Origin of the sequence: Streptomyces sp. NPDC006012 (assembly GCF_042871185.1) — a bacterium.
In the GTDB taxonomy this organism is placed as follows: domain Bacteria; phylum Actinomycetota; class Actinomycetes; order Streptomycetales; family Streptomycetaceae; genus Streptomyces.
In genome coordinates, this window is record NZ_JBIAIE010000002.1 from 139,456 (window position 1) to 153,225 (window position 13,770).

11 protein-coding genes are annotated in these 13,770 nt (G+C 71.9%); 3 read left to right on the top strand and 8 right to left on the bottom strand.

All coding sequences use genetic code 11. The features are described from left to right. Positions 1-31: 31 nt before the first annotated feature. The 6 genes from ACFYPJ_RS04800 to ssd all read right to left on the bottom strand — a co-directional run bounded on the left by ACFYPJ_RS04800 (position 32) and on the right by ssd (position 4,666). Positions 32-379 (bottom strand): TadE family type IV pilus minor pilin, encoded by a 348-nt coding sequence (locus ACFYPJ_RS04800; RefSeq protein WP_389010509.1) that lies wholly within the window; start codon positions 377-379, stop codon positions 32-34. A gap of 28 nt (positions 380-407) precedes the next feature. Continuing rightward, positions 408-608, bottom strand: a complete 201-nt coding sequence (locus ACFYPJ_RS04805) for a DUF4244 domain-containing protein (RefSeq protein ID WP_389010511.1) — start codon at positions 606-608, stop codon at positions 408-410. 90 nt (positions 609-698) lie between these two features. Continuing rightward, complete coding sequence (locus ACFYPJ_RS04810; protein ID WP_389010513.1) at positions 699-1,502, bottom strand: type II secretion system F family protein; 804 nt, start codon at positions 1,500-1,502, stop codon at positions 699-701. Next, a complete protein-coding gene (locus ACFYPJ_RS04815) occupies positions 1,499-2,359 on the bottom strand; it encodes a type II secretion system F family protein (protein ID WP_389010516.1) in 861 nt (286 codons plus the stop codon). The genes ACFYPJ_RS04810 and ACFYPJ_RS04815 overlap by 4 nt, the downstream gene beginning before the upstream one ends. Then, on the bottom strand, positions 2,352-3,566 hold the full coding sequence (locus ACFYPJ_RS04820; RefSeq protein WP_389010519.1) for a TadA family conjugal transfer-associated ATPase: 1,215 nt from the start codon (positions 3,564-3,566) through the stop codon (positions 2,352-2,354). The genes ACFYPJ_RS04815 and ACFYPJ_RS04820 overlap by 8 nt, the downstream gene beginning before the upstream one ends. Further along, positions 3,563-4,666, bottom strand: coding sequence for a septum site-determining protein Ssd (ssd, locus tag ACFYPJ_RS04825; RefSeq protein ID WP_389010522.1), 1,104 nt, complete (start codon positions 4,664-4,666; stop codon positions 3,563-3,565). Before ssd ends, ACFYPJ_RS04820 begins: the two co-directional genes overlap by 4 nt. A 583-nt stretch (positions 4,667-5,249) precedes the next feature. Between ssd and ACFYPJ_RS04830 the strand changes: the two genes are divergently transcribed. Next, positions 5,250-6,080 carry an HAD family hydrolase gene (locus tag ACFYPJ_RS04830; protein WP_389010525.1) on the top strand — a complete coding sequence of 277 codons (831 nt, stop codon included), beginning with the start codon at positions 5,250-5,252 and terminating at the stop codon, positions 6,078-6,080. 458 nt (positions 6,081-6,538) lie between these two features. Here ACFYPJ_RS04830 and ACFYPJ_RS04835 read toward each other — a convergent pair whose 3' ends face one another. Beyond that, positions 6,539-7,363: a Fic family protein gene (locus ACFYPJ_RS04835; protein ID WP_389010528.1), complete on the bottom strand. Its 825-nt coding sequence runs from the start codon at positions 7,361-7,363 to the stop codon at positions 6,539-6,541. 140 nt (positions 7,364-7,503) lie between these two features. Between ACFYPJ_RS04835 and ACFYPJ_RS04840 the strand changes: the two genes are divergently transcribed. Then, a complete protein-coding gene (locus ACFYPJ_RS04840) occupies positions 7,504-8,484 on the top strand; it encodes an ATP-binding protein (RefSeq protein WP_389010531.1) in 981 nt (326 codons plus the stop codon). A 3-nt stretch (positions 8,485-8,487) separates the two neighbouring features. On the opposite strand, the gene ACFYPJ_RS04845 is transcribed toward ACFYPJ_RS04840, so the two are convergent. Beyond that, positions 8,488-9,753, bottom strand: a complete 1,266-nt coding sequence (locus tag ACFYPJ_RS04845) for a hypothetical protein (RefSeq protein ID WP_389010534.1) — start codon at positions 9,751-9,753, stop codon at positions 8,488-8,490. Positions 9,754-10,083: 330 nt separating this feature from the next. On the opposite strand from ACFYPJ_RS04845, the gene ACFYPJ_RS04850 reads away from it, so the two are divergent. Further along, a complete protein-coding gene (locus ACFYPJ_RS04850; RefSeq protein ID WP_389010537.1) occupies positions 10,084-13,317 on the top strand; it encodes a bifunctional SulP family inorganic anion transporter/carbonic anhydrase in 3,234 nt (1,077 codons plus the stop codon). Positions 13,318-13,770 lie beyond the last annotated feature (453 nt).

Sequence of the window (13,770 nt, forward strand, 5' to 3'; positions counted from 1 at the left end):
GATCCGGGGAAGCAGACCGGCGACCGGCGCCTCATGGGCTCACCTCCCCCGTCGGCGGCGGGCCCACCGTGCCCTCCGTGGCCGCCACGGCTTCCGCCCGCACCTCCAGCGGCAGGGAGCCGAGCAGCGGCGGCCTCGCCACGACCGTGACCCGCACCTGGTGCTCCTCGGAGGCAACCGTGACCTGCGCACCGCCCGGTGCCGCCGCACGGGTGATCGCGACGACCGCGTCGGCGGGGTCCTGTCGGGCCGCCGCCCGCGCGCCCGTCCGAGCCGCGTCCACGCACTGGATCTGCGTTGCCACCATGAACAGCCCCCCGACCAGGGCCATCGTGAACGCCACCAGCACGGGCAGCACCACCGCCGCCTCGGCCGTCACGAACCCCGCATCGCGCCTCCCCGCCCGCTCACATCCGCGCACTGAGGGCTCGCTTCACCATGTCCTGCAGTTCCGCGCGCACCTGTCCGCTGGTCACCACCTCGTAGAGCAACAACGCGAACCCCACCGCCGCGAGGATCCCCATCGCGTACTCGGACGTCACCATCCCCGAGTCCCGGCACCGCCGCCCCCGCAGCCACGCCCGCACCTTCTCGGCCTTCTCGTTCATCTCAACTCCCCCTGTTTCCAAGCCATGCCGACCCCGTCGGCCCTGTCAGCCTTCTCGCTTCGCCCCCGCCGTCTCACCCCCCTCGACCCGTCATCCGCCACCACCCCCTCCCACCACGCCACCCGCCAGCCCGATCACCACGGGCAGGACGCCGACGGTGACGAAGGCGGGCAGGAAGCACAGCCCCACCGGCGCGGTGACCATGACAGCCGCTCTGCGGGCCCGCACCGTGGCGGTGCGCGCCCGCCGCGCACGGGCGTCCTCGGCGAGCCGGGCGACGGGTCCCGCCGCGGGCAGCCCGGACTCGTCGGCCCGCTCCAGCAGCCGGGCGAGCGGCCGGGCGCCCGGCAGGGACGCCAACCGCCGCCATGCCTCGGCCGGTTCGCCGCCCAGCCGCACCTCCGCCGCACCCCGCGCGAGCCCCTCCCCGACCGGCCCCGCCAGGGCCTCGCCGACGGCCTGTGCGGCGATCACCGGACCGGCCCCGGCCGTGATGCAGGCGGCCAGAAGGTCCGCGGCGAGCGGCAGTTGGCGAACCGCCTCCGCGGCATCGGCTTCCGCCGCCCGGCCCGCCGCCCTCTGCCGGCGCCGCCATCGCCACAGCCCCGCCCCCATTGCCAACCCCACCAGTGCCCCGGTGACCCCGCCGACGAGCGCCCACCCGGCGCACACCGCCCCGGCCACCGGCAGCCACCGGCGCCCGACGGCCCGCACCACCGGGGCGGCTCTCCGGACGGGCGGCCGTACGGCCGGAGCCCGGGCTGCCAGCAACTCGGCCAGCCGTCCGCGGACCCGGCGCTCACGCCGTCGTACCGCCAGGTACCGCACCAGCCAGGCGAGGCCCAGCGCCAGTCCGGCGGCCACCCCCAGCCTGTGGACAACTTCCCCGCTCACGCCGCCTCCGCTCCCCGTACGATCCGCGCCGTCCACCACAACCCCGCGACCTCGAACAGTCCGCCGATCACCAGGCAGCCCAGTCCCGCCCCGGTGTGCAGCAGCACGCGCAGGGGGTCGGCGCCCATCGCCGTGCCCAGCAGGAGCCCGAGGACGGGCAGGGCCGCCAGCATCACCGCGGTCGCCCGCGGACCCGCCAACTGGGCGCGCAGATCGGCACGTCGGTCGCGTTCCGCGCGCAGGGCCGCGTCGAGCCGGTCGAGGCCGGCCGCGAGCCCGGCGCCCTGGTCCACGGCCACCCGCCAACATGCCGCGAGTCCCCGAAGTCCCTCCGCGCCCGGCTGCCGGGCCGCCGCGGCGAGCGCGCCCGGTACGTCACCGCCGAACCGGGCCGCGGCCACCACCGTGGCCTGCGCGTCCCCCAGCCCGCCGGAGTCACGCGCGGCACGCAGCAGCGCCTCCCCCGGCTGCCGCCCGGCGCGCACCTCTCCGGCGAGCGCCCCGCACAGGGCGATCACCGCGTCGCCGCGCTCCTCCCGGGCCTGCCGTACCGCCCTGGCCAGCCGAACCCGGCGCAGCACGGGCACCCCGGCCGCCCCCGCGACGACCGGAATCACCGAGCCGGTGAGCAGTCCGGCCAGCGCACCGACGGCGAGCGCCGACCATTCGCCCCGCAACCGGCCGCGTAGTCGTCGCAGTTCCGCCGTTGCCGGGCCCCACCCGGGCGATCCGGTCGCCACGACGCCGCCGCCCGCGAGCAGCAGCCGCGCCCGCCGTGCGCCACGGTGCCGCTCGCCGAGCAGCCACACGGCCACCGCGACGCACACCCCCGCGGCCCCCATCGGCATCTCACCCATCGCACGCGTCACCCCCATGGCCCGCTTCGCTTCCATCACCGCGGAGCAGCCCGCGCAGCCGCTCCCATCCCCGCTCCGGCGTGAACGCCCGCGCATCCCAGCGCAGCGCCGGAACGGTCCGCACCAGGCCCGCCGGATCCCGCTCCAGGACGTGCACCTCGGCGATCCGGCGCCGTCCGGTACCGTCCCGGACGAGGTGCAGCACCACCGACAACGCGGCCGCCAACTGGCTGTGCAGGGCCGCCCGGTCGAGCCCGGCGGCGGTTCCCAGGGCCTCCAGGCGGGCTGGGACGTCCGCCGCGGCGTTGGCGTGCACGGTTCCGCAACCGCCTTCATGGCCGGTGTTGAGGGCGGCCAGCAGGTGCACGACCTCGGGGCCGCGCACCTCGCCCACGACCAGCCGGTCGGGGCGCATCCGCAGCGCCTGGCGCACCAGGTTCTCCAGGGTGACCAGGCCGGCGCCCTCCTGGTTTTCGGGTCTGGTCTCCAGCCGTACGACATGTGGATGCTCCGGCCGCAGTTCCGCCGAGTCCTCGGCGAGCACGATCCGTTCGCCGGGGCCGACCAGTCCGAGCAGCGCGCTCAGCAAGGTCGTCTTGCCGCTGCCGGTCCCGCCGCTGATCAGGAAGGACAGCCGCGCCCTCAGCAGTGCCCGCAGGAACCGGTCCCCGCCGGGGGGCACCGTGCCCGCCGCCACGAGTTCGCCGAGGGTGAACGCCCGGGGTCGTACGACGCGCAGCGAGAGGCAGGTGCAGCCGACGGCCACCGGCGGCAGGACGGCGTGCAGCCGGGTCCCGTCGGGAAGCCTGGCGTCGGCCCAGGGCCGTGCGTCGTCGAGCCGGCGTCCGGCCACCGAGGCGAGCCGCTGCGCGAGACGTCGTACCGCCGCCGCGTCCGGGAAGGTCACCGGGGTCAGCTCCAGCCCGCCGCCCCGGTCCACCCACACCCGGTCCGGGGCCGACACCAGGACGTCGGTGACCGAGGGATCGGCGAGCAGGGGTTCCAGGGGGCCGCTGCCGACCAGTTCGGAGCGCAGCAGGGCGGCCGCGCCGAGGACTTCGGCGTCGCCGAGGACCCGGCCCTGTTCGCGTAGCGCCTGTGCCACGCGCGCGGGGGTCGGTTCGGCGCCGCTCTCGGCGAGCCGGCGCCGCACACCGTCGAGCAGCCGCGCGCCGTCCGCCGGTTCGAGCCCGGGAATCGTCCTCATGTGCCACCTGCTTCGACGAGCGTCCGGCCCCAGAGGTCCTTGCAGAACCGGGCCAGGGGTCCGCGGGCCGCGGCTCCGGGTGGTTTTCCGCCCTCGTGGGGGCGCAGCAGCCCCGGTTCGACGGGTACTTCGCCGGCCAGGGGGAGTCCGAGCAGGCGGGCCACCTCGCGGTCGTCGAGTCCCGGTGTGTACGGCCCGCGTACCGCCACGCGCAGGTCGCGCAGGACCATGCCGACGGCGGCGGCCACCCGGCCGGCCGCCGCGACGGCGCGCAGTTCGGCGGGGACGACGAGAAGCGCGAGGTCGAGTTGGGCAAGGACCTCGGCGACGCCGTCGTCCAGGCGCCTGGGCAGGTCGACGACGACCGTGCCGCCGCGCCGCCGGGCGGCGGCCAGCACCGCCCGCACGGCCTGGGGCGGGACGGCGACGCAGTCGCCGCGGTCCCAGCTGAGCACCCTCAGGGAGTGCAGCCGGGGCAGCGACTCCTCCAGCGCACCGCCGCCGACCCGGCCGCGCGAGGCCGCGAAGGCGGGCCAGCGCAGCCCTTCGGCCGTCTCGCCGCCGAGGAGCACGTCGAGCCCGCCGCCGAGCGGGTCGGCGTCCACGAGCAGGGTGCGCGCTCCGCGCTGCGCCGAGGTGACGGCCAGCGCACACGCGAGCGTGGAGGCTCCTGCCCCGCCCCGGCCTCCGATGACGCCTACGGTGAACGCGGGCCGCCCGACGCCCTCGGCGACGTCGGCGATGCGGTCGACCAGCCACTGTTCCCCGTCGGGCAGCATGAGGACGTGGTCGGCACCGATCTGGACGGCCCGTTTCCAGACTCCGGGGTCGTCCTGGTCGCGGCCGATCAGCACCACTCCGCGTCGGCGCGCGGCCCCGCGCACGCGCCGCGCGGCGTCGTCGCCGACCAGGACGAGCGGGGCCGCCTCCCAGCGTTCTCTGCGCTCCGGTACCCCGTGGTGGACCTCGGGCGTCGCGCCCGCCGCCGCGCACAGGCGCAACAGGTCGTCGAGGAGTCCGGTGTCCTCCGTGACGATCAGCGGCCGTCCCGGCCTGCCTCCGGTGGCAGGCGGCGGATCGTGGGTGACAGTTCCGGCCATGTGTGCTCCCCCTTCGCTGCATCTCCCGCGCGGCCCTCTGCGGCCACGCGATTCCCAAGCGTGTGAAGAACCGGCGACCGGCCTTCATATGAACGGCCGATACGTATCGGCCGAACGCGCGTTGACAATCGCCAGCCGGCCATGAACTCGCGGCGGACGGAACGCGTGGGAATCACAGTGCAGCGATCCCGGAAATCATGTGGATCTTGGTGGAGAACTGTGGACAACTCAGTGGTTGTGAATATCGCCGTCACCCATACCGGTGAGCCCGCACGAGCCGCCGTACGACTCCCACAGAGCACCCCTTCGACTACCCATCGTAATCAATCATGAGCATGACAATTCACTCTTCACACACACCCGCTCGTGATCTCACAGCCGGACGAAGAAGCGAAAACCCACCTGGACATGCGACGACCCCCGCCGGGGGGGAGAGCGGGGGTCGTCCCCACGGCCGACTCGGGGGGGGGAGGAGTCGGACCGGGTTAGCACGGTCGCGAACGATCCGTGACTTCCATGGTGTACCCGAGAGCCATCTCAGGCAAACCCACGCGCCCCACCTTACGCCGAATGGTGGGCGCCTATGCTCGGAGTCGTGGAAAACCACTCCTTGCACCGCACAGCAGCCTTCTTTGACCTGGACAAGACGGTCATTGCGAAGTCGAGCACCCTCACGTTCAGCAAGTCGTTCTACCAAGGCGGACTGATCAACCGCAGGACCGCACTGCGTACCGCATACGCACAGTTCGTCTTCTTGGTCGGCGGCTTGGACCACGACCAGATGGAGCGGATGCGCGAGTATCTGTCCGCCCTGTGCCGCGGCTGGAACGTCCAGCAGGTGAAGGAGATCGTCGCCGAGACCCTGCACGACCTGATCGACCCGATCATCTACGACGAGGCTGCCTCCCTCATCGAGGAACACCACACGGCCGGGCGCGACGTGGTGATCGTGTCCACGTCGGGCGCCGAGGTGGTCGAGCCGATCGGCGAACTGCTCGGCGCCGACCGGGTGGTGGCCACCCGCATGGTCGTGGGCGACGACGGCTGCTTCACCGGGGAGGTGGAGTACTACGCGTACGGGCCGACCAAGGCCGAGGCGATCAAGGAACTGGCTGAGTCCGAGGGGTACGACCTCGCCCGCTGCTACGCCTACAGCGACTCGGCGACCGACCTGCCGATGCTCGGAACGGTCGGGCACCCGCACGCCGTCAATCCCGACCGGACACTGCGCCGCGAGGCACTCGCGCGCGGGTGGCCGGTTCTGGACTTCCATCGGCCGGTGCGGCTCAAGCAGCGGCTGCCCTCACTGTCGGCGCCGCCGCGTCCGGTCCTGGTCGCGGCGGCGATAGGCGCGGCGGCGGCCACCGCGGGGCTGATGTGGTACGCGAACCGGCGCCGCGGCTCGGTCGCCTGACCTGCTGCCCGGTCCGTAGGCATTTGAACCTAAAAGTAAAGAACCCCGGCTGGGGGTTCCACTGGCTTCAGGTGTGCAGTACAAAGGATTAAACGGCCCGCGAGACCAAAGGGCATCCATAAAGGATCACCTTTAAAACGCATTCGGCCCCACGGACCGAGCATGAACACTGGGCACCCACGCGACGTCGACCCGTCGATTACGGGCCAGCCGCACCAGGTGACGGGCGAAGTTCCCGGCCTGATGGGCAGCATTTCGAGGACGCCTGGTAACCCGGTGGACATGCCAGCGGCGGTACGAGGACTCGTACCGCCGCATTTCTGTGAGCGACCCTGCGGCCACCGAACAGCCCCGTGGCGGCCGGACAGCACCCTGGGCGGATGAGCGAGCCTGCGGCGGACGAGCGACCCCGTAGGGGCTGAGGCGCCTCGTGGCGGCTCCCGGGCTCCGCGCCGTTCTCAGGCGGCTCCGCGCTGCAGCGCCTCGCACACCGCCGTCGACTCGCGTACCCCCAGTTCGACCGCCCTGCCGCAATGGGCGATCCAGCCGGACATGCCCGCCGGGGTGCCGGAGAGGTAGCCGTCGAGGGCCGCCAGGTAGGCCGCGCGGCCCAGTTCCGCGTGGCCGACCTCGGCAGGGCAGACCGACTTGGGGTCGAGGCCGCTGCCGACCAGGACGATCCGCCCGGCCGCGCGCGCGACCAGGCCGTTGTGGGAGGTGAAGGGGCGCAGCGCGAGCAGTTCGCCGTGCACGACGGCCGCCGTCACCAGCGCGGGCGCGGTGCTCCCCGCGACGATCAGCTCCGCGAGTCCCTCCATGCGGCCGGAAACCTCGTCCGCGCGGGGCAGCGGCAGTTCGATCAGCGGCTCGTCGACGGACTCGCCGTCCTGCCGCGGCCGGCCCACCGCGTCCGCGCGGCCCGCGGCGGCGACCAGGTGCAGCCGGGCCAGCACCCGCAGCGGCGACTGCCGCCAGATGGACAGCAGTTGTCCCGTCTCCGCGGTCAGCCTGAGGGCCGCGCCCAGCATGCGCGCCTCGTCGTCGGCGCTGAAGTCGGTGCGCCGCCGCACCTCCTCCAGGGCCCAGTCGGCACCGGACAGCGCGGCGGAGCCGCGGGCACCGCGCAGCGCCGCCTCGGAGGTGATCTCGTTGCTGCGGCGGCGCATGATCCGGTGCCCGTAGACGCGGTCCACGGCCTTGCGTACGGACTCCACGGACTCGGGCACACCGGGCAGCGCGCCCAGGGTCGCGAGCGGATCGGTGGTCGCGCCTGTCGTACTCATGAGTACGACACTACGCGCCCGCCATACCCCGGCCGCCGCCCCTGAGACTTCGCACCCCCTTCGATCACCACCCCACGAAGGAGTGGTCTTCTCCCCACAGCATGCCCCGTACAGTGATCGCATCACTACGCTTCGTGAACATGAAAATTGCTTTCGTCGGGAAGGGGGGAAGCGGCAAGACCACGCTCTCCTCCCTCTTCGTCCGCCATCTCGCGGCCACGGGCGCACCGGTCCTCGCCATCGACGCCGACATCAACCAGCACCTGGGCGCCGCCCTCGGCCTCGACGAGGCGGAAGCGGCCGCACTGCCCGCGATGGGCGGACAGCTGCCACTGATCAAGAACCATCTGCGTGGTGCGAACCCGCGCATCACCTCAGCCGAGACGATGATCAAGACGACCCCGCCCGGCGAGGGCTCACGGCTGGTCCGGGTGCGCGAACCCAACCCGGTCTACGACGCCTGTGCGCGACCGGTGGAACTCGACGGCGGCGCCGTCCGTTTGATGGTCACCGGGCCCTTCACGGACGCCGACCTGGGGGTCGCCTGCTACCACTCCAAGACCGGAGCGGTGGAGCTGTTCCTCAACCACCTCGTCGACGGCCGCGACGAGTACGTCGTGGTCGACATGACCGCCGGTTCGGACTCCTTCGCCTCCGGGATGTTCACCCGCTTCGACATCACGTTCCTCGTCGCCGAACCGACCCGGAAGGGAGTCTCCGTCTATCGCCAGTACAAGGAGTACGCCCGCGACTTCGGCGTCGCACTGCGAGTCGTCGGCAACAAGGTGCAGGGCCAGGACGACCTCGACTTCCTCCGCGCGGAGGTCGGCGACGACCTGCTCGTCACCGTCGGGCATTCGGACTGGGTGCGCGCCATGGAGAAAGGCCGACCGCCCCGGTTCGAACTGCTGGAGGACGCCAACCGCCACGCCCTGGGCGCACTCCGGACCGCCGCCGACGCGAGGTACGAGCTGCGGGACTGGGAGCACTACACCCGCCAGATGGTGCACTTCCATCTGAAGAACGCCGAGGCCTGGGCGAACGAGCGCACCGGGGCCGACCTGGCCGCGCAGGTCGACCCCGCCTTCGTGCTCGGCGAGGGCGTGGCCGCCCCCGCGTGAGGCCTACTGCTTCGCCGCCGGCGCCCCGGGCGCTCCCTTCGGGGCCGGGGCGGGGCGGGCAGAGAGGAAGGACGCCCAGCCCTGTTTGGGCGCCTGGCCCACCTCCAGGGTGCGCAGCTTGGCCAGCGTCTGCGGGTCCTGAGCGTCCAGCCAGTCGGCCAGTTGCCGGAAGGACACGCAGCGCACCTCCGGCTTGTTGCACACCTGCTCGACGACCTCGTCGATGGCACGCATGTAGGTGCCACCGTTCCAGGACTCGAAGTGGTTGCCGATCACGAGAGGGGCGCGGTTGCCGTTGTAGGCCCGCTGGAAGCCCTGGAGCAGGCCGTCCCGCATCTGATCGCCCCAGTAGTCGTGCTTGTCTGGGTCGCCCTGGGTCGAGGTGCCGGACTGGCTGATCATGAAGTTGTAGTCCATGGTCAGTTGCTCGTAGGTGTGGCCGGGGAAGGGCACGAGCTGCATCGACAGGTCCCACAGCCCCTCCTTCTTCTTGGGCCAGACCTGGTCGTCGACACCGCTGGTGTCGTAGCGGAAGCCCAGTTCACGGGCCGCCTTCATGAAGTTCTTCTGACCTTCGAGGCAAGGGGTGCGGGCGCCGATCAGTTCCTTGTCGTAGTCGAAGGGCAGCGGCGCCGACTTCGTCAGTCCGCTGTTGGTCTTCCAGTTCTTCACGAACTGCTTGGCCTGGGCGATCTCGCTCTTCCAGTCCTCCACCGACCACTCGCCGACCCCGCCGTCGGGACCGCAGAAGTGGCCGTTGAAGTGGGTGCCGATCTCGTTGCCCTCCAACCAGGCGAGGCGCAGCTGCTTGATGGTGTCGGTGATTCCCTGTTCGTCGTTGAAGCCGATGTCGGAGCGGCCCGGTGAGTGCTGCGGGGGTCGGTAGAGGTCGCGTTTCTCCTCCGGCAGCATGTACACGCCGCTGAGGAAGAACGTCATGGACGCATTGTTGGCCTTGGCGACCTTGCGGAAGTGGGAGAACAGCTTCTGGCTGTCCTCGCCGGCGCCGTCCCAGGAGAACACCACGAACTGCGGCGGCTTCTCGCCGGACTTGAGGCGTTCGGGTCTGGGCAGGTGGGGCTGCACCCCGGTGTAGGCGGTGGATCCGTCGCCGATGAGACGGAGCACACTGTTGGGCGCCGGCGCCCCCTGCTGCGGGCCGGACGCCCCCTCCTTCGAACGCCCGGAGCCGGTCGCGCAACCGGCGAGCGACGCGGCACACGCCGCGGCGACCATGGCGCCCACGACGATCTTCTGGGGGGTGGCCATGTTCCGCCCACCTTCTTCCTTCTCTCAGGCAAACGCTGGTCAGGCGTTTTCTGGCGATGTGCCGGGGTGTACCGACAGCGCCGCCAAGGTCGCACGGGACCGAGAAGGAATTAATACGACAAGCCGATAAGCAGCGCGCTTCACCTCAATAGGTGAAGCCATGCCCCATTTGCACAGAAAATACATGCATGACCTTTACTCTGAATTACGATTCGTTTACCCAACGTTGGTTCATGCCGCCGCTGCACGCCGTATCCCACGGCCACGCCCGCCCCCGTCGTCGACGGGACCCCCTTCCGCGACCACGCTGCCCCGGAGGAGACGGGAAACATGTCAGCCTGCGTCCACACCCAGCCCGAGCACCTGCACGAACCACACAGCCCGCCGCCGGGCCCGGCCCGCCGGTTCCGGCTCGCCGGTGCCGACCTGTCCGCATCGATCGCGGTGTTCCTGATCGCCCTCCCGCTGTCGCTCGGCATCGCCCTCGCCACCGGCGCCCCGCTCCAGGCCGGACTGGTCGCCGCCGCCGTCGGCGGGATCGTCGCCGGACGGCTCGGCGGCAGCCCGCTCCAGGTCAGCGGCCCGGCCGCCGGACTCACGGTCGTCACCGCCGACCTGATCCACCGCTACGGATGGCGTACGACGTGCGCCATCACCGTCCTCGCCGGCCTCGCTCAACTGGGCCTGGGCTGCCTGCACGTGGCCCGGACCGCCCTTGCCGTCAGCCCTGCCGTGGTGCACGGCATGCTCGCCGGCATCGGCGTGACCATCGCCATCGCCCAGCTGCACGTCGTACTGGGGGGCACTCCGCAGAGCGCCGTCATCGACAACATCCTCGCGCTGCCCGCCCAGTTGGCCGGGCTGCATCCCGGCGCGGTGTCGATGAGCGCCCTGACGCTTGTCCTGCTCCTGACCTGGCCACGGCTGCCTGGCAGGCCGGGCCGGCTGCTGCGCAGAATTCCGGCCGCCCTCGTGGCCGTCACCGGCGCCACCGCGACCGCCTCCTTCACCGGCCTTGTCCTGCCCACGGTCGACCTGCCGTCCTGGAGCAGCCACGCCCTGGCCGGACTGCCCGAGGGGCCGGTGCTCGGCCTGGCCGCCGCCGTCTTCACCACCACGCTGGTGTGCAGCGTGCAGTCATTGCTCGGCGCGGTCGCCGTGGACAAGATGGCCGCCGCCCGCCGCGGGCCGAAGCCTCACGTCGGCCGTTCCGACCTGAACCGGGAACTCCTCGGACAGGGCTCAGCCAACATCGTCTCCGGGGCACTCGGCGGGCTGCCGGTGGCAGGCGTCGCGGTGCGCAGTTCGGCGAATGTGCAATCCGGTGCCGTGAGCCGGAACTCCACGATGCTGCACGGCGTTTTCGTAGTAGTCGCCGCGCTGCTGATGGTTCCGGTCCTGGACCTCATCCCGCTCGCCTCACTCGCCGCCCTGGTGATGGCCATCGGCATCCAGATGGTGTCGCTGCACCACATTCGCACGGTGACCCGCCACAGAGAAGTGCTGGTGTACGCCGTCACCACACTCGGCGTGGTGTTCCTGGGCGTCCTGGAGGGCGTGGTGCTCGGCGTCGCCGTGGCCGTCGCCGTCGCCATGCACCGCCTGGCGCGCACTCGTATCACGCATGAAGAGAAGGGAGGAGTCCATCACGTACACGTACGCGGACAGTTGACGTTCCTGGCGGTGCCCCGACTCAGCCGGGCCCTGCATCTCGTACCCCAAGGCGCGCGCGCCGTGGTGGAGTTGGACGGTTCGTTCATGGACCATGCGGCGTACGAGTCACTGCAGGACTGGCGGGCCTCGCACACCGGGCAGGGCGGCACCGCCGAGCTGACCGGCTGTCGCACGGGGCTGCGGTCCAGTACCCGGACCGCCTCCGCCCAATGCCACTGCCGACCCTGGACACCTTGGCGCAACCATCAGTGCGTCATGCCGTCCGACGGTCAGGGCGGGCAGGGCATGCGGGGCAGGCAGGACGATCGGGGGCGCCTGTCTGGTGGTGACGGCGACGGGGGCCGGGCTCCTGATGAGGCCGGGGCGCTGGGCGGCAGCGGCAACGGGGGCTCGGCTTCTGACGGGGTCGGGCAGGGGGGAGGCAGCAGCTTCGGGTACCTGGCCACTGACGGTGTCGGGCAGGGGGACAGCACTGACAGAGCGGGGGGTGGTTTCGGCAGTGGGGGCGGCGTCGGTGACGGAAGAGATGGCTCGGCTGGGGGCGATAGCGACGGAGGCAGCGATTCCGGCGCTAGCACGGGCCTGGCCCTCGCCGGCTCCGGCTTTGGTTCCGGCTCCGGGCTGGGCTCGACAGCGTCCGGCACCGGTATCGGTACGGGGTCAGATACCGGTGTGGGCCCGGGAAGCGATCTGGACTCGGGGCGCCGTGCGGAGCCGCGTTCGGGCTCGGGCTCGGCCACAGGGGCGGGCGCGGTATCGGATTCCGGCTCAGCAGCCGGGGCGGGTTCGGGCTCCGTAGCTGGGTCGGGCTCCGGCTCAGTAGCCGGTTCGGCAGCGGGTTCCCGTGGGGCAGCTGGTTCGCCGGCGGAGGCAGCAGGCACGGGCGCGGGGACAGACACGGGTACGGGTACGGGCATCGGCGCGGGTATGGGCTTCGGTCCAGCCACGGGCTCCGGCTGCCGGTCGGGCTCGATCCACGGTTCGGGCTTGCGCCCAGTCACGGCCTTCGACTCCGGCTCCGGTTCCGGCCGGGTCCAGGGTCCCGCCTCGGGCTCGCTCGCCGGAACCGACCGTGGCACCTGTACCGGTGGTCACACACGCACCGGCGCCCACATCAGCAACGGTGACCACACCGGCACCGACACGGAAACGGGTACGGGTGCCGAAAGGGATATCGGCGTGGGCAGCATTGCCGACGCTGCCCACAGTTCCGGTGGGCGTGAACTGGCACGTGGGATCGGCGCGTTCCAGCGCAACACCGCACCTCTGGTACGGAGCGAACTGGCGCGCCTGGCGCGGGAGGGGCAGTGTCCGTCCCAACTCTTCCTCACCTGCGCCGACTCGCGGCTCGTCACGTCGATGATCACCTCCAGTGGTCCCGGCGACCTCTTCGTCGTCCGCAACGTCGGCAACCTGGTACCGCTGCCTGGCGCGGAGGGCGGCGACGACTCGGTGGCGGCCGCGATCGAGTACGCGGTGGATGTGCTGAAGGTGCGCTCCATCACGGTGTGCGGGCACTCCGGGTGCGGAGCCATGCAGGCGCTGCTCGACTCCGCCCAGGAGAACGGGCGGTCGCCGCTCGGCCGGTGGCTGCGTCACGGGCAGCCGAGCCTGCAGAGGATGGCAGACGGCAGCCGTCCTCAGGCGCGGCTGGCCGGGCAAGCAGCGGCCGACGCGCTGGAACAGCTCTGCCTGACCAATGTGGTCCAGCAACTAAAGCATCTGCAGGCCCATGACTCGGTGGCGCGGGCACGGACCGCGGGTGCGTTGGAGCTGCACGGGATGTATTTCCATGTGGGCGAGGCACAGGCGTATCTGCTGGGTGGCGCGGTCGAGGAGGAGGTGTTCCAGCGCGTGCCCGGCACGGAGGAGTTGCCCGGCCCCGTGTGACCGGGGCGAAGGGCCGGGCAATGTCAGCGGGGCGGGCCGAGGCGCCTCGAAATCGACCGGCCGGCGCCGGAGGCGCAGTGAATGGGGCAGAAACGCGAGGGGCGGGAGGGGGCGGGGCGGGTGGGAGGGGGAGGGGAAAGGGAAGAATGACGGGAAAGAAAGCAACATGCAATCACAGGCGTCATAGGCATCACAGACGTCACACGCGCCACGCACGCCCCGCGCCCCGATGCACAACGTCAACACTCTGAACTGGCGTACCTCCTCCCACAGCGGCGCTAAAAGCGCTGCGCCGAGGACGCACGGACGGGTGTCGGCGTGTTCCGGGACCCAAGGCCACCCCGCGGGGCGAGGCGCCCGCCTCGCCTCGCCCCGCCCCGCCTCGCCCCGACCCCGCCCGCCCCGGTCCGGTGCGGCCAGCCCCGCCCCGACGCCGCCCGCCCCGGCCCGGAA